The sequence below is a fragment of the Citrobacter sp. Cc139 genome (genome assembly GCF_030334645.1).
Classification (GTDB): Bacteria; Pseudomonadota; Gammaproteobacteria; order Enterobacterales; family Enterobacteriaceae; genus Citrobacter; species Citrobacter werkmanii.
The window spans coordinates 228,731-250,493 of the sequence record NZ_JAOWDM010000095.1; the positions used below are offsets into that span (position 1 = coordinate 228,731).

The 21,763-nt window shown below is 53.8% G+C and carries 17 protein-coding genes and 3 tRNA genes; 12 read left to right on the forward strand and 8 right to left on the reverse strand.

Annotated elements, in window-relative coordinates; all coding sequences use genetic code 11:
• Nucleotides 1-98 precede the first annotated feature (98 nt).
• Nucleotides 99-974 carry a LysR family transcriptional regulator AmpR gene (ampR, locus tag OGV69_RS24400; RefSeq protein WP_069324727.1) on the forward strand — a complete coding sequence of 292 codons (876 nt, stop codon included), beginning with the start codon at nt 99-101 and terminating at the stop codon, nt 972-974.
• 41 nt (nt 975-1,015) lie between these two features.
• Here ampR and frdD read toward each other — a convergent pair whose 3' ends face one another.
• The 4 genes from frdD to frdA are packed head-to-tail and all read right to left on the reverse strand — an operon-like array spanning nt 1,016 to nt 4,306.
• Complete coding sequence (gene frdD / locus OGV69_RS24405; RefSeq protein WP_003025535.1) at nt 1,016-1,372, reverse strand: fumarate reductase subunit FrdD; 357 nt, start codon at nt 1,370-1,372, stop codon at nt 1,016-1,018.
• A gap of 10 nt (nt 1,373-1,382) precedes the next feature.
• Entirely contained in the window at nt 1,383-1,778 is a 396-nt protein-coding gene (gene frdC, locus OGV69_RS24410; RefSeq protein ID WP_006686290.1) for a fumarate reductase subunit FrdC, read from the reverse strand.
• A gap of 10 nt (nt 1,779-1,788) precedes the next feature.
• Nucleotides 1,789-2,523, reverse strand: a complete 735-nt coding sequence (frdB, locus tag OGV69_RS24415) for a fumarate reductase iron-sulfur protein (RefSeq protein ID WP_006686291.1) — start codon at nt 2,521-2,523, stop codon at nt 1,789-1,791.
• Nucleotides 2,516-4,306 (reverse strand): fumarate reductase (quinol) flavoprotein subunit, encoded by a 1,791-nt coding sequence (frdA, locus tag OGV69_RS24420; RefSeq protein WP_038636496.1) that lies wholly within the window; start codon nt 4,304-4,306, stop codon nt 2,516-2,518. Before frdA ends, frdB begins: the two co-directional genes overlap by 8 nt.
• 324 nt (nt 4,307-4,630) lie before the next feature.
• Here frdA and epmA point away from each other — a divergent pair, with 324 nt between their 5' ends.
• Together epmA and yjeM are read left to right on the forward strand one after the other, a co-directional pair.
• A complete protein-coding gene (gene epmA, locus OGV69_RS24425; RefSeq protein WP_003830517.1) occupies nt 4,631-5,608 on the forward strand; it encodes an elongation factor P--(R)-beta-lysine ligase in 978 nt (325 codons plus the stop codon).
• Between the two features lie 213 nt (nt 5,609-5,821).
• Nucleotides 5,822-7,324, forward strand: coding sequence for a glutamate/gamma-aminobutyrate family transporter YjeM (yjeM, locus tag OGV69_RS24430; protein ID WP_038636500.1), 1,503 nt, complete (start codon nt 5,822-5,824; stop codon nt 7,322-7,324).
• Between the two features lie 94 nt (nt 7,325-7,418).
• On the opposite strand, the gene mscM is transcribed toward yjeM, so the two are convergent.
• The 3 genes from mscM to rsgA all read right to left on the reverse strand — a co-directional run bounded on the left by mscM (nt 7,419) and on the right by rsgA (nt 12,862).
• Nucleotides 7,419-10,733, reverse strand: coding sequence for a miniconductance mechanosensitive channel MscM (mscM, locus tag OGV69_RS24435; protein WP_038636503.1), 3,315 nt, complete (start codon nt 10,731-10,733; stop codon nt 7,419-7,421).
• 17 nt (nt 10,734-10,750) lie between these two features.
• Complete coding sequence (gene asd / locus OGV69_RS24440) at nt 10,751-11,719, reverse strand: archaetidylserine decarboxylase (RefSeq protein WP_069324729.1); 969 nt, start codon at nt 11,717-11,719, stop codon at nt 10,751-10,753.
• Between the two features lie 90 nt (nt 11,720-11,809).
• Nucleotides 11,810-12,862, reverse strand: a complete 1,053-nt coding sequence (gene rsgA, locus OGV69_RS24445; protein ID WP_176722617.1) for a small ribosomal subunit biogenesis GTPase RsgA — start codon at nt 12,860-12,862, stop codon at nt 11,810-11,812.
• Between the two features lie 105 nt (nt 12,863-12,967).
• On the opposite strand from rsgA, the gene orn reads away from it, so the two are divergent.
• From orn to OGV69_RS24465, 4 genes are all read left to right on the forward strand, one after another.
• Nucleotides 12,968-13,513, forward strand: coding sequence for an oligoribonuclease (orn, locus tag OGV69_RS24450; RefSeq protein WP_006686300.1), 546 nt, complete (start codon nt 12,968-12,970; stop codon nt 13,511-13,513).
• 241 nt (nt 13,514-13,754) lie between these two features.
• Nucleotides 13,755-13,830 (forward strand) — tRNA-Gly (locus OGV69_RS24455).
• Between the two features lie 37 nt (nt 13,831-13,867).
• Nucleotides 13,868-13,943, forward strand: a tRNA-Gly gene (locus tag OGV69_RS24460).
• A 156-nt stretch (nt 13,944-14,099) separates the two neighbouring features.
• Nucleotides 14,100-14,175: transfer RNA gene (locus OGV69_RS24465), tRNA-Gly, on the forward strand.
• 269 nt (nt 14,176-14,444) lie between these two features.
• Here the strand turns inward: OGV69_RS24465 and queG are convergent.
• The gene (gene queG, locus OGV69_RS24470; protein WP_069324731.1) at nt 14,445-15,584 is read right to left on the reverse strand and encodes a tRNA epoxyqueuosine(34) reductase QueG; all 1,140 of its coding nucleotides are present in this window, start codon (nt 15,582-15,584) and stop codon (nt 14,445-14,447) included.
• Here queG and nnr point away from each other — a divergent pair.
• The 5 genes from nnr to miaA are packed head-to-tail and all read left to right on the forward strand — an operon-like array spanning nt 15,583 to nt 21,717.
• On the forward strand, nt 15,583-17,130 hold the full coding sequence (nnr, locus tag OGV69_RS24475; protein WP_074458527.1) for a bifunctional ADP-dependent NAD(P)H-hydrate dehydratase/NAD(P)H-hydrate epimerase: 1,548 nt from the start codon (nt 15,583-15,585) through the stop codon (nt 17,128-17,130). The genes queG and nnr overlap by 2 nt on opposite strands.
• Entirely contained in the window at nt 17,102-17,563 is a 462-nt protein-coding gene (gene tsaE, locus OGV69_RS24480) for a tRNA (adenosine(37)-N6)-threonylcarbamoyltransferase complex ATPase subunit type 1 TsaE (protein WP_008786002.1), read from the forward strand. The genes nnr and tsaE overlap by 29 nt, the downstream gene beginning before the upstream one ends.
• A gap of 16 nt (nt 17,564-17,579) precedes the next feature.
• Nucleotides 17,580-18,911, forward strand: coding sequence for an N-acetylmuramoyl-L-alanine amidase AmiB (gene amiB / locus OGV69_RS24485; RefSeq protein ID WP_159121918.1), 1,332 nt, complete (start codon nt 17,580-17,582; stop codon nt 18,909-18,911).
• Between the two features lie 9 nt (nt 18,912-18,920).
• Complete coding sequence (gene mutL / locus OGV69_RS24490; RefSeq protein WP_069324733.1) at nt 18,921-20,774, forward strand: DNA mismatch repair endonuclease MutL; 1,854 nt, start codon at nt 18,921-18,923, stop codon at nt 20,772-20,774.
• Entirely contained in the window at nt 20,767-21,717 is a 951-nt protein-coding gene (gene miaA / locus OGV69_RS24495) for a tRNA (adenosine(37)-N6)-dimethylallyltransferase MiaA (RefSeq protein ID WP_038636521.1), read from the forward strand. The genes mutL and miaA overlap by 8 nt, the downstream gene beginning before the upstream one ends.
• Nucleotides 21,718-21,763 lie beyond the last annotated feature (46 nt).

Below are 21,763 nucleotides of genomic sequence, written 5' to 3' on the forward strand. Positions count from 1 at the left end.
TCCGGGCCCGTCAGACGCAATCAGTTTGTTTGATTTGCAGTGTGTTGACAAACGGTTAAATTTAGCAGCAGATATAAGTTTTTCTAACAGGCCGGATGATGACGCGTAGCTATATTCCTCTTAACTCACTGCGAGCTTTTGAAGCCGCGGCCAGACACCTTAGCTTTACCCGCGCTGCGATTGAGCTCAACGTGACGCATTCTGCCATCAGCCAGCATGTCAAAGCGCTGGAACAGCAGCTAAATTGTCAGCTGTTTGTGCGCGGCTCCCGTGGGTTAATGCTGACGACAGAAGGGGAAAGTCTGTTACCTGTACTTAATGATTCTTTCGATCGTATGGCGGGGATGCTGGATCGTTTTGCTACTAAAAAAACCCAGGAAAAACTTAAAATCGGAGTGGTGGGGACCTTTGCGGTCGGTTGTCTTTTTCCTCTGCTCAGCGACTTTAAGCGTAGTTATCCGCATATTGATTTGCATATTTCAACCCACAATAACCGCGTGGATCCCGCCGCCGAGGGACTGGACTATACCATTCGCTACGGAGGAGGTGCCTGGCACGATACCGATGCACAATATTTGTGTAGCGCGCTGATGTCCCCGCTTTGCTCGCCAGAATTAGCCGCACAGATCAAGGTACCTGCAGACCTCCTGAAATTCCCGTTATTACGCTCTTATCGGCGAGATGAGTGGACGCTTTGGATGCAGGCCGCCGGAGAAGCGCCTCCGTCACCGACGCACAACGTGGTGGTGTTTGATTCGTCCGTCACAATGCTGGAGGCCGCGCAGGCGGGGATCGGGGTGGCGATTGCCCCGGTAAGAATGTTCACTCATCTGCTTGGTAGTGAACGTATCGTTCAACCGTTTCTAACGCAGATTGATCTGGGGAGCTATTGGATAACGCGTTTGCAATCCCGACCGGAGACATCTGCAATGCGTGAGTTTTCCCGTTGGTTGGCTGGGGCTCTGCACAAATAAAAAGGCCCGCCAATGGCGGGCCTGATAGTTAACGCATGCAATTAGATGGTCAGGATACCAATGGCCGTTACAACGGTCAGGATAGCTGCCAGTCCGTAGAATACCCATTTGCCAGCAGGCACGTGGATTTTCAGGTCATGCATCGCGTGATGCATACGGTGTAAACCGCACCACAGCGGCAGGACGATCATCAGGAACAGGAATGCGCGACCGATAAAGCTCTGAGCGAATGCCAGGACGCGTTCATAGCTGAAGGCATCAGGAACAAAGCCCAGCGGCAGCATAATGCCTACCAGCAGAATCATCACCGGCGCAATGATTGCGCTCCACATACCGCCTGCACCAAACAGGCCCCAGAATACGGGTTCGTCAGAGCGTTTTGGATTTGGATTAATCATTCCGGACTCCTTACCAGAACAGGGCAACAAACAGTATTACTACTGTCGCAACCACAGTAACCGCCCAAAGCCCTTTGATGATTGGCTCTGGCCCCATTTTTTCGTCTTTTACGATGATGTTGGCCGCTTTCGGCGCCAGCTCAAACCAGGTCTTGGTATGCAGCAGCGCGGCTGCCAGGGCGATGATGTTAAGGATCACCACCACCGGGTTCTGCAGGAACCCGACAAAGCCAGCCCAGGATTCCACACCGTGCTTAAGCGCAAACAGGCCGAAGATCAGTTCAATACTGAACCAGACAGCCGGAACGGCTGTGCCTTCACGCAGCATGTAAAAGCGATAAAACGGCAGTTTCTTCCACCAGGTGGACGTCATTGGCCGCACATAGGCGTTGCGTTTAGTCGTCATGTTGCACTCCTTAGCGTGGTTTCAGGGTTGCGATAAGAAAGTCTTTTGAACTTTCAACTTTACCCTGCTGAATGGCCGCAGCCGGATCGACGTGTTTCGGGCAGACTTCGGAGCAGTAGCCCACGAAAGTACAACTCCAGACGCCGTTCGGGCTATTCAATTGAGCCATACGCTCTTTCTTACCGTGGTCGCGGCTATCTTCGTTGTAACGATGCGCCAGCGTAATCGCAGCCGGTCCAATGAACTCAGGGTTCAGGCCGAACTGCGGGCACGCGGCGTAGCACAGACCACAGTTGATGCAACCGGAGAACTGATGATACTTCGCCATCTGCGCCGGAGTCTGGGTGTTTGGACCCTGATCCGGTGTACGCGGGTTACCGATGATGTACGGTTTGATCGCTTCCAGGCTTTCGATAAAGTGCGTCATATCGACGACCAGATCGCGCTCAATCGGGAAGTTGCCCAGCGCTTCAACCTTCATACCGTTGGTGTAATCACGCAGGAAGGTTTTGCACGCCAGCTTCGGCACGTTGTTGACCATCATGCCGCAGGAGCCGCAGATTGCCATACGGCAGGACCAGCGATAGCTCAGGTCCGGCGCCAGGTTATCCTTGATGTAGCCCAACGCATCGAGCAGAGACGTGGTTTCATCGTAAGGAACTTCGTAGAAAGCACTGTGCGGCGCGGTATCGGTTTCCGGGTTATAGCGCACCACCTCAACTTTCAGGTTTTTCATCTCAGCCATTCGCCTTCTCCTTCTTATCGGCTGCTTCCGCTTCGCCACCGTAAACACGTTTAGCCGGTGGCAGAGTGGTGATTTTCACGTCGCTGTATTCCAGGCGAGTCGTGCCGTCAGCATCGCGGAAGGCGAGGGTGTGTTTGAGGAAGTTCACGTCGTCACGCTCGGTGCAGCCTTCATCCAGACGCTGATGCGCGCCGCGGGATTCTTTACGCGCCAGAGCGGAGTGCGCCATACATTCAGCAACGTTCAGACCGTGACCCAGTTCGATGGTGTACAGCAGGTCGGTGTTGAAGACGCTGGAGGTATCAGTGATACGCACGCGCTTGAAGCGCTCCTGCAGCTCAGCCAGCTTATCAACGGTTTTCTGCATGAGTTCCGGCGTACGGTAGATACCGCAACCTTCTTCCATGGAGATCCCCATTTCGTCACGGATCTTAGACCAGTTTTCGTTACCTTCCTGGTTAACCAGATCTTTCAGACGTTTTTCAATACCGGCAACCTGTGCATCAAGCGCGGCACTGTTTGCAGCGCCAGCCGTTGCAGCACGTTCCGCAGCCTGTTCGCCAGCCATACGACCGAAGACCACCAGTTCCGCCAGGGAGTTAGAGCCCAGACGGTTAGCGCCATGCAGACCAACAGAGGAACATTCGCCGACAGCGAACAGACCTTTAATGCGGGTTTCACAGTGCTGATCGGTTTCGATACCGCCCATGGTGTAGTGCGCGGTCGGACGTACCGGGATCGGTTCTTTAACCGGATCGACACCCACGTAGGCTTTCGCCAGTTCGCAGATGAACGGTAAACGTTCGAGCAGTTTTTTCTCGCCGAGGTGACGCAGGTCGAGGTGAACCACATCGCCACGCGGAGTGGAAATGGTGTTGCCTTTGCGCCATTCGTGCCAGAAAGCCTGAGAAACTTTGTCGCGCGGACCGAGTTCCATATATTTGTTTTTCGGCTCGCCCAGTGGGGTTTCCGGACCCATGCCGTAGTCTTGCAGATAACGGTAGCCATTTTTGTTGACCAGAATACCACCTTCACCACGGCAGCCTTCAGTCATCAGGATACCGGAGCCTGGCAGACCCGTCGGGTGATACTGAACGAATTCCATATCACGCAGCGGAACGCCGTGGCTCAGCGCCATGCCCATACCGTCGCCGGTTACGATGCCGCCGTTGGTGTTGTAACGGTAAACGCGACCTGCGCCGCCCGTTGCCATTACCACTGCGTTAGCACGGATCTGCACCAGCGTGCCTTCCATCATGTTCATCGCGACGACGCCGCGAGCATGACCATCGTCAACCAGGATATCGAGAACGAAGTGTTCGTCAAAGCGCTGAATCTGTGGGAACTGCAAAGACGTTTGGAACAGCGTATGCAGCATGTGGAAGCCGGTTTTATCCGCGGCAAACCAGGTACGCTCGATTTTCATGCCGCCGAAGCGACGTACGTTGACGCTACCGTCTTCACGACGGCTCCATGGGCAGCCCCATTGTTCGAGTTGCGTCATTTCAGTTGGGCAGTGGTGGACAAAGTAATCCACGACATCCTGCTCACATAGCCAGTCTCCGCCTGCTACCGTATCGTGAAAATGGTAGTCAAAGCTGTCATGATCCTGCGCGACAGCAGCAGAGCCGCCTTCGGCAGCAACGGTATGGCTGCGCATTGGGTACACTTTTGAGATCAGTGCGATTTTAGCGTTGGGATTTGCTTGTGCGGCAGCAATTGCAGCACGTAATCCCGCGCCACCGGCGCCTATAATGGCAAGATCGGCTTGAAAGGTTTGCACGACATTCCTCCAGATTGTTGTTATTTCATCCCCGCCTGAACTCAGATGCTTCATCGGCTTCAAACAGGTTATGAACGCGTTTCCACTGCTCCTTTATAGGTACAATAGTATAGTCTTAGGGATGTGCGGGAAATTTGACGTGTTCGATTTTTTTAGCGTGTCAAAGGGGGGAATTATCATTGAATTTGATTAATTTAATTACTAAACCACCCAATGTCGCTTTTTTTACCTGATTGCCAGTGCTGATTACTACCGCGGGAAATTTGTCTCGTTAGCGCGATACGAGTAGACTTCGTGCCCTTGTCTTAAATCGGAGAAACAACCATGAGCGAAACGGCAACCTGGCAGCCGAGCGCGTCCATCCCCAATCTGTTAAAACGTGCAGCAATTATAGCGGAGATTCGCCGCTTTTTTGCCGATCGTGGCGTGCTTGAGGTTGAGACCCCTTGTATGAGTCAGGCAACGGTAACGGACATCCATCTGTTCCCGTTCGAAACACGTTTCGTCGGCCCTGGACATTCCCAGGGAATGAATCTCTATTTAATGACCAGTCCGGAATATCACATGAAGCGCCTGCTGGTGGCAGGATGTGGCCCGGTATATCAACTGTGCCGCAGCTTTCGCAATGAAGAGATGGGACGTCATCATAACCCTGAGTTCACCATGCTTGAGTGGTATCGTCCCCACTACGATATGTATCGCCTGATGAATGAAGTGGATGATTTGCTCCAGCAGGTGCTGGACTGCTCTCCGGCGGAAAGCCTTTCTTATCAGCAGGCCTTCCAGCGCCATCTGGAGATAGATCCACTGTCTGCAGACAAAACCCAACTGCGGGAAGTGGCGGCTAAGCTGGATCTCAGCAATATCGCCGATACTGAAGAAGATCGGGATACGTTGCTGCAACTGCTGTTCACGATGGGCGTTGAGCCGCATATCGGCAAAGACAAACCGACGTTTGTGTATCATTTCCCCGCCAGCCAAGCATCATTGGCGCAAATCAGTACCGAAGATCACCGCGTGGCTGAGCGTTTCGAGGTGTATTACAAAGGTATTGAGCTGGCGAATGGTTTCCATGAGTTGACCGACGCGCGCGAGCAGCAGCAACGGTTTGAACAGGATAACCGCAAACGTGCCGCGCGTGGCCTGCCACAGCAACCTATCGATACCAACCTGCTTGAAGCGTTAAAAGTGGGCATGCCGGATTGCTCTGGCGTGGCGCTCGGCGTTGACCGTCTGGTGATGCTGGCGCTGGGCGCGGAAAGCCTGGCTGAGGTTATCGCATTTACCGTTGATCGCGCGTAATTTACGCTCTCTCCATACAAAGTGGCGGATAAACAGCCACTTTGTAGCATATTTTTTCATTTACCCTCTAATAGCCACAATTTACATCTGGATGTTTGGTATCTTTCAGGTATCAATTCTGTGTTAATTTTTTATCGCTGAACTCTGCAATGAGAGCAGTGCCAATCGGTGAGCGGCGTTTGTGAAACGCTTGCCAGAGTAAGGGATGGTTTAATGACCCAAACAATAAAAAAGATGAGTCTGATTGGTCTCATCCTTATGATATTTACGTCTGTTTTTGGTTTTGCTAACAGCCCCTCCGCGTTCTATTTAATGGGGTACAGCGCGATTCCATGGTATATATTTTCCGCATTATTATTTTTTATTCCATTTGCTTTAATGATGGCGGAAATGGGTTCCGCCTATCGGAAAGAAGAGGGGGGAATCTATTCGTGGATGAATAATAGCGTTGGGCCACGTTATGCGTTTATCGGCACGTTTATGTGGTTTTCTTCCTATGTGATATGGATGGTCAGCACGGCGGCAAAGGTCTGGGTACCTTTTTCGACCTTCTTATTTGGCGCAGACATGACGCAGCACTGGCGTTTTGCCGGGCTTGAGCCTACGCAGGTTGTCGGGCTGCTCGCCGTCGGCTGGATGATTCTGGTGACCTGCGTGGCCTCACGGGGGATTAATAAGATTGCCCGTATTACGGCTGTAGGTGGAATTGCCGTAATGTGTCTTAATTTAGTTTTGTTGTTAGTGAGTGTCGCTATTTTGTTATTAACGGGTGGCCACTTTGCGCAGGATATTAATTTTATCTCCTCGCCTAATCCGGGATATCAGTCCGGTCTGGCAATGTTGTCATTTGTTGTGTTTGCTATTTTTGCTTACGGCGGAATTGAGGCCGTGGGCGGACTGGTAGATAAAACAGAAAAGCCAGAAAAGAACTTCGCGAAAGGGATTGTCTTTGCCGCTATTGTCATTTCTGTCGGTTATTCACTGGCGATATTTTTATGGGGCGTTAGCACCAACTGGCAACAGGTATTAAGTGATGGCTCGGTCAACCTCGGCAACATCACCTATATCCTGATGAAAAGCCTCGGGATGACGTTGGGTAATGCACTGCACCTTTCCCCGGAAAGCGCGATGGCGTTGGGCGTATGGTTCGCGCGTATCACCGGTCTTTCTATGTTCCTCGCCTATACGGGCGCTTTTTTCACGCTCAGCTACTCGCCGCTGAAAGCGATTATTCAGGGAACGCCGAAGGCATTGTGGCCCGCGCCGATGACCAGGCTGAATGCGGTGGGGATGCCGACGACGGCAATGTGGTTGCAGTGTTTACTGGTGAGCCTGTTTATCCTGCTGGTTTCGTTTGGCGGCGACACGGCCTCAGCGTTTTATAACAAACTGACCCTGATGGCGAACGTCTCAATGACGCTGCCGTATCTGTTCCTTGCGCTGGCTTTCCCATTCTTTAAAGCGCGTACGGATCTGGAAAGGCCGTTTGTGATTTTTAAAACGCGGGCGGCGACGTTACTGACAACCGGCGTGGTGGTATTGGTGGTGACGTTTGCCAACGTGTTCACCATCATCCAGCCGGTGATTGAAGCCGGGGACTGGAACAGCGCATTGTGGATGACCGGCGGCCCGATCTTCTTCTCGCTGCTGGCGATGGCGATTTATCAGAACTATAGCCGTCGCATGGCCAACGAACCTGAGTGGGCGGTGGAGTAACCGTCCTGGCGTATCCGGCCTACAAAGAAGCATTTTCGTAGGCCGGATAAGACCCAACGGGTCGCCATCCGGCATGTCTTGCCTGAATCATGCGCTACAAACTTCCCGCCGGGCGGCTGGCTCTGCCCGCAGAACTTAACGTTCTTCCTGTTTGTTTACCGCCAAGGCTCTCCAGACGCATCTGGAACGGCGGGAATGGCATATCAATACCGTGTTCGCGGAAGCCTGCCAGAATCAGCTGGTGGATCTCATGGCGCAGCGGCATACGGTGTCCCATCTCTGCGGCATAAATACGCAGTTCGAAGATTTGAATCCCCTGCTGCAGATCTACCAGAAAGACTTCTGGCGCCGGGTTATCGATAACCAGCGAACAGCGCTGCGCGGCAGTCAGCAAAATCTGCGTGACCTCCTCGCTGTTAGCCTCTGACGGCGCCGGGATAGTTAACACCACACGGGTGACCGAATCTGACAACGACCAGTTGATAAACTGCTCGGTGATAAAGGCCTTATTGGGCACGATAATCTCTTTGCGATCCCAGTCGCTGATGGTGGTGGCGCGAGTGTTAATCTTCGTCACGCTACCGGTAAGATCGCGAATGGTCACCGTGTCGCCAATGCGAATCGGTTTCTCAAACAGGATAATCAGGCCGGAAATAAAGTTGGCGAAGATTTCCTGCAAACCAAAGCCCAGACCAACACCGAGAGCAGCCACCAGCCATTGCAGTTTGGACCACTCAATGCCGATCATCGAGAAGCCAACCAGACCGCCAATCAGCATCAGCAAATACTTGGTAATGGTGGTAATGGCGTAACCGGTGCCGGGGGTTAAATCCAGATGTTGCAGCAGCGCCAGCTCCAGCAACGCGGGGAGGTTGCGCACTAACTGGGTGGTGATGATAAATACCAGTATCGCGATGAGCACCGCGCCCAGCGTGATCGGCTCTAAGCTTTCCACGCCTTGCACCGTAGAGGTGACATCCCACAACGAGATGTTTTCCAGGAAGCCAAATGCGGAATGAATTTCCGACCACAGCACAATGACTGAAAGCAGGGCGATAAGCATCAGAATAGAGCGCACCAGACGCAGCGATTGCGCGCTGATCGCGTCCAGATCCACTTCGCTTTCATCAACATCAATCGCGCCTTCAAGACTGGTGGAGTGCGGCGGTTCTTCTTCACCCCGCGCGCGCTGCGCCAGCATTTCGGCGCGTCGATGCTTGGCGCGGTCGAACGCCAGACGGCGGCGTTGGATCAGCATCCAGCGGCGGATGACGTGATACACCACCAGTAACAAGAACCAGATAGCCACGGACGTTTCCAGACGCGCCAGCAAAGCTTGCGATGTGGCGAGATAGCCCACTGCGGCCGCGAGGATGGCAATCAGCGGCGCGCCCATCAGCATATTCCATAGCATGCTGTTGACCATGTTATCGCTGTTGCCCTCTTTATCGAGATACAGCGGTATTCCGGCGCGCTTCAGGCTCAGAGTCACGACCGCCAGTGCGCCGCAAATCAGGATAAAGCACAAGCGTCCCAATGAGGCGGAGAATTCCCGGTCATTGAGGTTATCAAACATAATTACCGCCATGATCAGCGGGACAATCAGTCCGATGCTCATCAGGTAATAGTGCATAGCCTTCGCGACGCGATTACGCGGCCAGCCAAAGTGGGCAATGAACAGACCGTTAGGGCGTGCAAAGGTGGCGCAAATCATCACCGCCCATAGCATGGGCACCGTGGCAGTTACGCCATCGCCGATAGCGACGGCCAACGGATAAGGCCAGGCTTCCTGCAAACCGTAACCCAGGGTGGCCCACAGTACCGGTAGCGGCGAGGCGACGAGTATTGACCAGAATACCGTACGTATCGTCAGCCAGAAGTGGTCCTGGGTCACCTTACCCACCCGCGCGGACGAGCGTTCAAGAAAACGGGTAAAGTGTTTGCGAGAATAGAGGCTAAATCCAACCAGTACCAACGCACCGAACAGCGGTAGTAGCGTTTCTTTGCTGGTCAGCATCATGATGCTGGCTTTACCTAACTGATTAAAGGTATCTAATGAGATCAGACGCCGCAGATCCTGAACAATGTCGACAGGCCATGAGAGGGAGATAGGGCTGACGTCAGACGTCCAGAACAGATAGCGGTGCGTCGCTTCGTTGACCTCTTTTAGCGCATCTTCCAGTTGGCTATTGGAGACTTTTAGTTTGGTCAGCTCAAGGATCAGCGTATCGCCACCCTGTAACAGAGAGTTCAGCAATTCACGCTGAGTGCGCAACTGGGCGTTGAGGATGCTGCTCTGTTCCGCGGTCAGCGGTTGCCCATCGGCCTGATGGATCTGGCGTAGTTGCGGCTGCTTATTGAGGAGATCTTCATAGCGCATACGGTGCACGCGTAGCTGCGCCATTTCGGTATCTAACTGCTGAGGTTTGGGCATTTCGGGCAGACGAGACACCTGTGCGCGTAGCGCTTCCCCCAGCATATTCGAGACCCCAAGCCACTGGGACTGTTCGCGCAGCGTATTCAACGCCTGACGCACCTGCAGCGTTTGGCTGGTGGCCTGACGCTGTTGCGACGCGACCAAATCCATACGCTGCGCCTGCTGGTTTAAGGCCTGGGACAGTTCGCGGTTTACCTTGAACTGGTCAACAATGCCTTCGGGCAGCCCCGCGCTGTTTTCCGCCAGCAGTTCGGTACTCTCCAGCGCTCGCTCAGCTTCACGCTGCCGCTGACTGTTGAGTTGATTACGTAATGCCTGCAGATAGGCGTCGAGCTGTTGGCTCTGTTTTTCCGCCAGTTCTGAGCGCATACGCGCCAGTTCCTGACGGTTGTTGGCGGAAAGCTGCGCCAGCTCCAGTTCATCGACCAGGGCTTTGAGTTTGGCGGACTCAGCCTGCATCGCCTGATTCTGCGCGGGATTGGCGTTGGCGGTACCAATACGCCGCTCAAGCTCATTTAGTTGGCGGCGGGCATCGGTTTGCTGTTGAGGAAGCTGACTTAACGAGTCGGCGATTTCCCGGGCGCGATCCTGCTCCTGCTGGGCCTGACGACTCTTTTCCAGCAACTGACTGCTGACCTGGAGGATCTCCTGGTTTAACGCATCAGTTGTCAGTCCGGTTGGTACGTTGCGCGGTTCGTCACGCAGATTGCTAAGCTGTGCGCGTAGCGTTGCGGAGAGCTTGGGGAAGTTATCAATAACCTGCTGGTATTGCGCGGCGCGCTCGAGAGAGCCTTTCCGCTCTTCAAGGGCATTCAGCGCCGACTGGAGCGCCTCGACGGTTTCTGGCTGAGCGGGTTTCGCCGCCTTGGCCTGCTCCAGTTCCTGGGTGAGTTGTTTGGCGTCGGGGGCCGTCGCAGCGTACGCCCCCAGGCTGAGGCACCAGGCCATCAGAAAAGTGATAATCAGGCGCACAGCAGCGATTCCTATGTTTAAGTTTCGTCTTTTTTGTCGTCAACCAGCGGGCTGGCGTCGTGTTCTGCTTCGATCTCTTCTTTCGGCAGCGGGGCAGGTTCTGCCTCTGGCGTCACGAAAGTCTCGGTTGAGATGGCCATTGGCTGACCGATTTTCGTGACTGAAAGGTCCTGCAATTGCTCAACCAGGTTAACTTTGCCCGGTGCGAACAGGTTGATGACGGTGGAACCGAGCTTAAAGCGGCCCATTTCCTGACCTTTCAGCAGTGCCACCGACCCTTCGCTTTCGCCTTCAGGCCAGGTCCAGCGTTTAATTACGCCTTCACGCGGTGGGGTAATGGTGCCAGCCCATACGGTTTCAATGCTGCCAACGATAGTCGCCCCGACCAAAATTTGCACCATTGGGCCAAACTCGGTATCAAACAGGCAAATAACGCGTTCGTTACGGGCAAACAGATTCGGTACGTTTTGCGCTGTCAGGATGTTTACAGAGAAGAGGTCGCCTGGCACGTACATCATTTCGCGCAGGATACCGTTACATGGCATATGTACCCGGTGGTAATCGCGTGGTGATAAGTAAGTGGTCACAAACGTACCGTTGCGGAATTTGTCCGCCATCTGGTAGTTGCCGGCCAGCAGCGCTTCAAGCGTATAGCTGTGCCCTTTGGCCTGTAACAGCTTGTCTTCTTCGATGTTACCTAACTGGTTGACCACGCCGTCGGCAGGCATGACCAGTACATTCGGATCGGTATTGACTGGACGAGCCTCGTCGCGCAGGGGACGAACAAAGAAGTCGTTAAAGGTGCGATAGCTGGCGGTATCCGGCTTTTGCGCCTCTTTCATATCGACCTTGTAATATTTCACGAACAGATCGATCACCAGTTTGGTCAGCCATCCCGCTCGTTTGCTCGCACCCCAGCCCGCCAGGCGAGTGAGCCATAGTTTCGGCAGAATGTATTGTAGCGAAAGCTTAAATGAGTTTAACAAGGTAGCCTCCAGGCCATAATTTGTTCCCGATCCGGCATATGGGCCGGATCCTGAAAAAGGGGACGATTCTAGCGATGCTTAGCTTAGTTGTCAGTTGTCAGTATCAGAAAAGTTTTTACGCGTTTTTACCTGCGCCATGCTTTCCAGGATGCGGTGATAATTTTCAAACCGAGTTTCGGCTATTTCCCCTTTTTCTACAGCCTCACGGATAGCGCAGCCTGGATCGGTATCATGCTTGCAGTCGCGGTATTTGCAATGACCCAGGTAGTCATGGAATTCGACAAAACCATGGGTGATTTGTTCCGGCTCCAGATGCCACAGTCCGAACTCGCGTACGCCAGGGGAGTCGATAACGTCGCCGCCGTGCGGGAAGTGATACAGGCGAGAAGCGGTGGTGGTGTGCTGCCCAAGACCGGAGTTGTCGGAGACATCGTTGGTCAGGATCGCTTCCTGCAGGCCGAGAAGGTTATTGAGCAGGCTGGATTTACCTACACCCGACTGGCCGGCAAAAATACTGATACGACCGGTTAACGCTTCTTCAAGCGGTTTCAGACCGTCTTTCGTGCGGCTTGATACCATCAACACGCGATAGCCAATGTTGCGATAGATATCCATCTGTTCGTTAACGAAGGCCATACCTTCGGCATCCAGCAGATCGATCTTATTCAGTACGATAATCGGTTCAACGTGTAGCGTTTCGCAGGCGACCAGATAGCGGTCGATAATATTAAGCGACAGCTCGGGTAAGATGGCTGAGACAATAACGATCTGATCGATATTGGCGGCAATGGGTTTTACCCCATCGTAAAAGTCAGGACGTGTGAGCACCGAGGTACGTTCGTGAACCGCCTCAACGATGCCTTTGACATTTACCCCTTCTGCTGCCGCTTTACCTGGACGCCAGACTACGCGATCGCCGGTAACCAGCGAACGAATTGTGCGGCGGATGTTGCAGCGGTGAATATCACCGTCAGCAGACTCCACGTCGGCATGCATGCCAAAACGGCTGATAACGATGCCCTCAGCAGTTTCGCCAAACAGGTTGTCGTCATAGTCGGGCTTCTCCGCGGACGTTTTAAGACGACGCTGGTGATTGGCGTTCACACGGCGCTGTTGGCCTTTGGAGAGTTTATTCTTACTCAATCGGACTGGCTCCTGGTCGCCCATGATGGGCAAAACATTTATGATACACGCAATTTTAGATGAATATAGTCACACTGAATGTGACGCTGAAGGGTGGAAAATAGCATGAGTGCCAATGAAAACAACCTGATTTGGATCGATCTGGAGATGACTGGTCTGGATCCCGAGCGCGATCGCATTATTGAAATCGCCACACTGGTGACGGATGCCAACTTAAATATTCTGGCTGAAGGACCGACGATTGCGGTACACCAGTCTGACGAACAACTGGCATTAATGGATGACTGGAACGTACGTACGCATACCGGTAGTGGGCTGGTGGAACGGGTAAAGGCGAGCACCATGGGCGATCGCGAAGCAGAACTGGCCACGCTGGCCTTTTTGCAAGAATGGGTTCCGGCAGGAAAATCACCTATCTGCGGCAACAGCATCGGTCAGGATCGTCGTTTCCTGTTTAAATACATGCCGGAGCTGGAAGCGTATTTCCATTATCGCTATCTCGACGTCAGCACGCTGAAGGAACTGGCGCGTCGTTGGAAGCCGGAAATCCTTGCTGGCTTCACCAAGCAGGGAACGCATCAGGCGATGGATGATATTCGTGAGTCGGTTGCTGAGCTGGCTTACTACCGCGAACATTTTATTAAGCTTTGATTTTGTGGATTGCCGGGTGGCGGCTGCGCCTTACCCGGCCTACGAAAATCGTTCCTGCGAGCTTGCACTAAGTCAGGATTGTCGCTAAATTAAACGACTTGCCGATAAATTCAGCACTTAAACGAAAAAACAAGAAAATCGCTTTTAGGGGGGTTGCAGCTAAACGGATTTCTCGTATAATGCGCCTCCCGTAACGACAGAGAATTACGCGTTACGGCAGCAACAAAAGCAGTACAGATTTGCGGGAATAGCTCAGTTGGTAGAGCACGACCTTGCCAAGGTCGGGGTCGCGAGTTCGAGTCTCGTTTCCCGCTCCAAAATTTGAAAGTGCTTGTTAAGCACAGACGCACCCAAGCGGGAATAGCTCAGTTGGTAGAGCACGACCTTGCCAAGGTCGGGGTCGCGAGTTCGAGTCTCGTTTCCCGCTCCAAAATTTGAAAGTGCTTATTAAGCACAGACCACCAATCGCAGGATTTCGAATTGCGACAAGGCGGCAACTGAATGAGTCCTCAGGAGCTTACTGAAGTAAGTGACTAAGGCGAGTGAAGGCAGCCAACGCAGTAGCGGTTCGAAAGACGAAGATTATGCGGGAATAGCTCAGTTGGTAGAGCACGACCTTGCCAAGGTCGGGGTCGCGAGTTCGAGTCTCGTTTCCCGCTCCAAATTCTTACCTCAAAAAAAATATCCACAACGAAGAATCGCGTTGGGGACGTTTTGTTTCGTCGTTGACATACTCTTGTAAACAGACTTATCCACAGGTCCGGGTATTATTCCTGGAATGCAAAAAACTTCGCCTGGTTAATAGTATCATTTTAACATATTGAAATTACTGGATTAATTATCATTTCAAATTGTTAATGCGATCACTTGACGATTTTTTCCCTCTTGAATATCAATGTGTTTTTATTTTTATACACAAGCTGTGGATGACTTAAGCATCGCGCGGTAGACCCTTTTCGATGACCCTGACTAAACGTTGTTTCTTCGGCAACTGCACCTCAACTACGCAGGCGTTTCGCTTCTCAATTTGCTGAGCAACCGCCCACTCTATGTGTTCGTCGAGAAGTGGGTGCTCACCTCTACGGTTTTCCAGGGCGTTAATTACGGCTTCATCCCAGGGTGCATTGCCCAACGCAACAGCGATATTTCGCAGCCAGCGCAGATGACCAATACGACGAATGGCAGACCCCTCAGTGACTTTTAAAAACCACGCTTCGCTCCAGCTAAACAGCTCTATTAACTCCGGAGCATGAAGCTGCTTGCGTGGGCTAAAGTCATCCTCGACCGTCAACTGCGAATAGCGGTTCCAGGGACAAATGAGCTGACAATCATCGCAGCCGTAAATGCGATTCCCCAACAAAGGACGAAACGCTTCAGGGATAGCGCCTTCCAGTTCGATAGTGAGATAAGAGATACAACGGCGCGCATCTACGGTGTAGGGTTCAACGATGGCCCCGGTGGGACAGATGGTCATACAGGCGACACATTTCCCGCATCCTTCTTCTACTGGCTTATCGACCGGCAAGGGCAAGTCGATCAGTAATTCACCAAGGAAGAAAAATGAACCGGCTTCGCGATTAAGGATAAGTGAGTGCTTACCTGTCCAGCCAAGCCCGGCTTTTTCCGCCAGCGGACGCTCAAGAATGGGCGCGGAATCGACAAAAGGTCTAAAATTCAGCGAAACGCAGTGTTGTTGAATCATCTCGCCCAGCTTTTTTAAGCGGTTACGCAGCAGCTTATGGTAGTCGCGCCCAAGCGCGTAGCGACTGACGTAACCCAGAGAGGGGTTTTTCAACGTGCTGGCAAAGGCCGCCTTGGCAGGGAGATAGTTCATACGTACGCTGATGACACGTAGCGTACCGGGCAATAATTCGTGAGGTCGGGCGCGCATCATGCCGTGACGGGCCATCCAGTCCATCTCGCCGTGATAGTGTTGATCCAGCCAGGCCTGCAGTTTGGGCTCCGCTTCGCTGAGGTCGGTATCGGCAATACCGACCTGCTGAAAGCCAAGCTCCAGCCCCCACTGCTTAATATTTTGCGCTAACTGATTGAGATCGAGGGGATCTGACATGACGGACCATACAATGAAGAAAAACCCCGCAAGTATACCACACTCCATCTGGTACGCCGATGACATCAGGCGGATGGAGCGAGAGGCGGCAGACAGCTTAGGGCTGACGTTGTACGAACTGATGCAACGGGCGGGAGAGGCCGCGTTTCAGGTCGCCCGCGAAGCCTATCCGCACGCTCAACACTGGCTGGTGCTGTGCGGTCATGGCAACAACGGCGGCGATGGCTACGTAGTGGCAAGGCTTGCCAAAGCGCAGGGGCTTGAGGTCACGCTGCTGGCGCAAGAGAGTGACAAACCACTTCCGGAGGAAGCACAGCAGGCGCGCGATGCCTGGCTTAACGCCGGTGGCGTCATTCATGCTGCGGATATTACCTGGCCTGGTAGCGTGGACGTCATCATCGACGCGCTGTCAGGGACTGGCTTAAAACACGCGCCGCGTGAGGCTCTCTCGGTATTGATTGAACGTGCCAATACTTACCCAGCCCCCATCGTGGCGATAGATATTCCTTCCGGCCTGCTGGCGCAAACAGGGGCGACACCGGGTGCGGTCATCAATGCGGCGCATACCGTCACCTTTATTGCGCTCAAACCAGGCCTGTTAACCGGTAAAGCGCGCGATGTCACCGGACGCCTACATGTTAACGCGCTTGGGCTGGACGACTGGCTGGCTGGGCAGAATGCGCCAGTTCAACGTTTTGATGCTCTACAGCTTGCGCACTGGCTGACGCCACGCCGACCTACCTCGCACAAAGGTTCCCACGGTCGGCTGGTGATTATCGGCGGGGACCACGGGACGGCAGGCGCAATACGTATGGCAGGTGAAGCGGCGCTGCGTGCAGGAGCCGGGCTGGTCAAAGTGCTGACCCGCAGTGAAAACATCGCTCCGATTCTGACCGCCAGGCCGGAACTGATGGTTGATACGCTAACGCCGCAGACTCTGGATGAAAGCCTGGCGTGGGCGGATGTTGTGGTCATTGGTCCTGGGCTTGGTCAGCAGGAGTGGGGCAAAAAAGCGCTGCAAAAGGTCGAGAATTTTCGCAAACCGATGCTCTGGGATGCCGATGCGCTCAACCTGCTGGCAATCAACCCCGATAAACGTCACAATCGCGTGATCACGCCGCATCCGGGAGAAGCCGCGCGACTGCTGGGCTGTTCCATTGCAGAAATTGAAGACGATCGCTTACTTTGTGCACAACGTCTGGTAAAACGGTACGGAGGCGTGGTAGTGCTGAAAGGCGCGGGTACGGTTGTTGCTGCTGAACCGGCTGAGTTGGGTATTATTGCTACCGGCAATGCAGGCATGGCCAGCGGCGGAATGGGTGATGTGCTTTCCGGTATTATTGGCGCATTGCTCGGACAGAAGCTTACCCCGTATGATGCAGCATGTGCGGGATGTGTTGCGCACGGTGCGGCGGCGGATGTGCTGGCGGCGCGTTTTGGTACGCGCGGCATGCTGGCGACCGATCTCTTTACTACGCTACAGCGTATTGTTAACCCTGATGTGATTGACGTTTATCATGATGAATCGAGTAATTCCACTACCTGATGAACAGGCGACTTTAGACCTGGGACTGCGGGTAGCCAAAGCCTGTGACGGCGCGACGGTAATTTATTTGTACGGCGACCTGGGAGCGGGCAAAACCACTTTCAGCCGGGGATTCCTGCAGGCGTTAGGTCACAAAGGTAATGTCAAAAGCCCGACTTACACGCTGGTTGAACCCTATTCGCTCGATAATTTGATGGTTTATCACTTCGATCTGTATCGACTTGCGGACCCGGAGGAGCTGGAATTTATGGGGATCCGCGATTATTTTGCCAATGATGCCATCTGCCTGGTGGAATGGCCGCAACAAGGTAAAGGTGTTCTGCCAGACCCGGACGTCGAAATACACATCGAATACCAGGCACAAGGTCGAGAGGCGCGCGTAAGCGCAGTCTCCTCATCGGGCGATTTATTGCTGGCGCGTTTAGCCGATTAACCTTAAGGGTGGCGGGATGATTTATCGCATCAGAAACTGGCTGATGGCAACCCTGGTCCTGCTGTGCGCGCAGGCAGGGGCCGCCAGCCTCTCCGATCTTCAGGTTTCCAACGGCGATCAACAGGCGCGGATTACGCTGAGTTTTATCGGCGATCCTGAATACGCCGTTTCGCAGGATGGGAAACGAACCGTCGCGCTGGATATTAAACAAACCGGTGTGATTCAGGGATTACCGTTGCTGTTTAGCGGTAATAATCTGGTCAAATCTATCCGTTCCGGTACGCCAAAAGACGCGCAGTCTCTGCGCCTGCTGGTGGATTTAACCGAGAACGGCAAAGCCGATGCTGTAAAACGCCAGAACGGCGGTAATTATACCGTCGTGTTTACCATCAAGGCCGATGCGCCACCACCGCCTCCACCGCCTCCGGTGGTCGCGAAACGTGTCGAAGCGCCGGTTGTCGCCCCGCGCCCTACCGAGCCTGCACGTAATCCGTTTAAAGCGGAAAACGATCGCACTACGGCGGTTACCAGCAGTAATACGTCCACGCGACCTGCGGCGCGCGCCAGCACCAATAGCGGCGACAAAGTGGTTATCGCCATTGATGCCGGGCATGGCGGACAGGATCCCGGCGCAATTGGTCCCGGCGGTACGCGTGAGAAAAATGTCACGATTGCCGTGGCGCGTAAACTACGCAGTTTGCTGAATGATGACCCGATGTTTAAAGGCGTCCTCACCCGCGATGGCGATTACTTCATCTCGGTCATGGGACGTTCCGACGTTGCGCGTAAACAAAACGCCAACTTCCTGGTTTCGATTCATGCTGACGCCGCGCCAAACCGGGATGCCACTGGCGCTTCCGTCTGGGTACTGTCAAACCGCCGGGCGAACAGTGAAATGGCTGGCTGGCTGGAACAGCATGAGAAGCAATCAGAATTGTTAGGTGGTGCGGGCGATGTGCTGGCCAACAGCCAGGCCGATCCTTACCTCAGCCAGGCTGTGCTGGATCTGCAGTTCGGTCATTCGCAACGCGTCGGGTATGATGTGGCGACCAGCATGATCGGTCAGTTAGAACGTATTGGCTCAATGCATAAACGTCGGCCGGAACACGCCAGTCTTGGGGTACTCCGTTCGCCGGATATCCCGTCAGTGCTGGTTGAAACTGGCTTTATCAGTAACAACAGCGAAGAGCGTCTGTTGGCGAGCGATGATTACCAGCAGCAACTGGCCGAGGCGATTTACAAAGGATTACGTAACTATTTCCAGGCGCACCCGATGCAAACCGGGCCGCAGGGCGCACCGGCGCAAACCGCCAGCGCCGTGTCGCCTGGCAACACGTTAACAAATTAAGGATTAGCCATGCCGATTCAGGTTCTACCGCCACAGTTGGCGAACCAGATTGCCGCGGGCGAGGTGGTAGAACGGCCTGCGTCAGTGGTGAAAGAACTGGTGGAAAACAGTATCGATGCCGGCGCGACGCGTATTGATATTGATATCGAACGCGGCGGCGCGAAGCTTATTCGTATTCGTGACAACGGCTGCGGGATTAAAAAAGACGAGCTGGCGCTGGCGCTGGCGCGTCATGCCACCAGTAAAATTGCCTCGCTTGACGATCTCGAAGCCATCGTGAGCCTTGGGTTTCGCGGCGAAGCGTTAGCCAGTATTAGCTCGGTCTCTCGTTTAACCCTGACGTCGCGCACGCAAGAGCAGCCTGAAGCCTGGCAAGCCTATGCTGAAGGACGCGACATGGATGTCACGGTTAAACCCGCCGCGCATCCGGTGGGTACCACGCTGGAGGTGTTGGATCTGTTCTACAACACCCCGGCGCGGCGCAAGTTTATGCGCACCGAGAAAACCGAATTTAATCATATCGATGAGATTATCCGCCGCATTGCGCTGGCGCGTTTTGATGTGACGATTAATTTGTCGCACAACGGCAAAGTGGTGCGTCAGTACCGTGCAGTGGCTGCGGATGGACAAAAAGAGCGCCGTCTGGGCGCGATTTGCGGTATGCCGTTTCTGGAACATGCGCTGGCGATTGAATGGCAGCATGGCGATTTGACGCTACGGGGCTGGGTAGCCGATCCTCACCACACAACGACGGCGCTGGCGGAAATCCAGTACTGTTACGTGAATGGCAGGATGATGCGTGACCGCCTGATCAACCACGCTATCCGCCAGGCCTGTGAAGATAAGCTGGGCGCCGATCAGCAGCCGGCATTTGTTTTATATCTGGAAATCGATCCGCATCAGGTGGATGTTAATGTGCATCCCGCCAAGCATGAAGTCCGTTTCCATCAGTCGCGTCTGGTACATGATTTTATCTACCAGGGCGTATTGAGCGTTCTGCAACAGCAGCTTGAAACGCCGCTGCCGTTGGCTGATGACGACGAACCTGCCCCACGGCACATCCCGGAAAACCGCGTTGCAGCCGGACGTAACCATTTTGCCGAGCCCGCTCCGGCGCGTGAAGCTGCTGCACCTCGCTACTCTGCCCCCGCTGGCGGTGGTGGTCGTCAGGCGGGCGCCAGCTGGCCTCATGCCCAGCCTGGATATCAAAAGCAGCAGGGTGAGATTTATCAGCAACTGCTGCAGACGCCAGTTCCAACGCGTAAAGCGCCGGTATCTGAAGCGCCATCGGCTCCTCTGTCCGGCAACAGTCAGGGGTTTGGTCGGGTGCTAACGATTGTCGGTGCGGACTGTGCGTTACTCGAATGCGATGGTCATATTCGGTTACTGGCATTACCTGTGGCGGAACGTTGGCTGCGTCAGGCGCAATTAACGCCGGGACAGGGGGCTGTTTGCGCCCAACCATTACTGATTCCTTTACGTCTAAAAGTGACCGCCGATGAAAAAGCGGCGCTGCAGAAAGGGCAGAGCCAACTGGCCGATCTGGGCATTGAATTTCAACTGGATGCGCAGCATGTGACCATCCGGGCAGTGCCTTTACCCTTACGCCAACAAAATTTACAAATCTTGATTCCTGAACTGATAGGCTACCTGGCGCAGCAGTCCGTATTCGAGCCGGGCAATATTGCACAGTGGATTGCACGTAACCTGATTAGCGAGCATCCGCAGTGGAGCATGGCCCAGGCGATTACGCTGTTAGCGGATGTTGAGCGGCTTTGCCCACAACTCGTGAAGGCGCCGCCGGGTGGTCTGTTACAACCTGTTGATTTACATTCGGTAATGAATGCCCTGAAACATGAGTGATACCCGTAAGGCGAGCCTGCCAAAGGCGATTTTTTTAATGGGGCCAACGGCCTCCGGTAAAACAGCGCTCGCAATTGAATTGCGTAAAGTTTTGCCTGTAGAGTTGATAAGCGTTGATTCCGCCCTTATTTACAAAGGGATGGATATCGGTACAGCCAAGCCTGATGCAGATGAATTACAGGCCGCGCCGCACCGATTACTGGATATTCGCGATCCGTCGCAAGCATACTCTGCTGCGGATTTTCGCCGCGATGCGTTAGCCGAGATGGCCGATATCACCGCCGCGGGGCGTATTCCGCTGCTGGTGGGCGGCACAATGTTATATTTCAAAGCCTTGCTTGAAGGGCTGTCGCCGTTACCGTCGGCGGACCCGGACGTCAGGGCCAGAATTGAGCAGCAGGCGGCAGAGCATGGGTGGGATGCGTTACACCGACAGCTTCAGGAGATCGATCCCGTAGCTGCCGCGCGTATTCATCCAAATGATCCGCAAAGACTTTCCCGGGCACTGGAAGTTTTTTTCATTTCGGGTAAAACTTTAACGGAGCTGACGCAAACGTCAGGAGATGCTTTGCCGTATGAGGTGCATCAGTTTGCAATCGCCCCGGCGAGCCGTGAACTGCTCCATCAGCGAATTGAGCAGCGTTTTCATCAGATGTTAGCTTCAGGTTTTGAAGCAGAAGTCCGGGCGCTTTTTGCCCGTGGAGATTTGCATACGGATTTGCCTTCCATTCGTTGTGTCGGGTATCGCCAGATGTGGTCATACATTGAAGGCGAAATTTCATACGATGAAATGGTTTATAGAGGTGTTTGCGCCACGAGGCAGTTGGCGAAGCGGCAGGTGACCTGGTTGCGTGGTTGGGAAGGGGTGCACTGGCTTGACAGTGAAAAGCCTGACCAGGCGCGAAACGAAGTATTACAGGTTGTTGGTGCTATCGCGAACTGAATGTGTACAATTGAAACGTATCGTGCGCAATTTTTCAGAATCGAAA

Excerpts from the sequence above, each read along its gene's own strand:
- orn (WP_006686300.1), top strand. The coding sequence starts at position 12,968 with ATGAGTGCCAATGAAAACAACCTGATTTGGATCGATCTGGAGATGACT.
- frdD (WP_003025535.1), bottom strand. The coding sequence starts at position 1,372 with ATGATTAATCCAAATCCAAAACGCTCTGACGAACCCGTATTCTGGGGC.
- frdB (WP_006686291.1), bottom strand. The coding sequence starts at position 2,523 with ATGGCTGAGATGAAAAACCTGAAAGTTGAGGTGGTGCGCTATAACCCG.
- nnr (WP_074458527.1), top strand. The coding sequence starts at position 15,583 with ATGACGGACCATACAATGAAGAAAAACCCCGCAAGTATACCACACTCC.
- yjeM (WP_038636500.1), top strand. The coding sequence starts at position 5,822 with ATGACCCAAACAATAAAAAAGATGAGTCTGATTGGTCTCATCCTTATG.
- frdC (WP_006686290.1), bottom strand. The coding sequence starts at position 1,778 with ATGACGACTAAACGCAACGCCTATGTGCGGCCAATGACGTCCACCTGG.
- amiB (WP_159121918.1), top strand. The coding sequence starts at position 17,580 with ATGATTTATCGCATCAGAAACTGGCTGATGGCAACCCTGGTCCTGCTG.
- tsaE (WP_008786002.1), top strand. The coding sequence starts at position 17,102 with ATGATGAATCGAGTAATTCCACTACCTGATGAACAGGCGACTTTAGAC.
- queG (WP_069324731.1), bottom strand. The coding sequence starts at position 15,584 with ATGTCAGATCCCCTCGATCTCAATCAGTTAGCGCAAAATATTAAGCAG.
- ampR (WP_069324727.1), top strand. The coding sequence starts at position 99 with ATGACGCGTAGCTATATTCCTCTTAACTCACTGCGAGCTTTTGAAGCC.
- miaA (WP_038636521.1), top strand. The coding sequence starts at position 20,767 with ATGAGTGATACCCGTAAGGCGAGCCTGCCAAAGGCGATTTTTTTAATG.
- epmA (WP_003830517.1), top strand. The coding sequence starts at position 4,631 with ATGAGCGAAACGGCAACCTGGCAGCCGAGCGCGTCCATCCCCAATCTG.
- mutL (WP_069324733.1), top strand. The coding sequence starts at position 18,921 with ATGCCGATTCAGGTTCTACCGCCACAGTTGGCGAACCAGATTGCCGCG.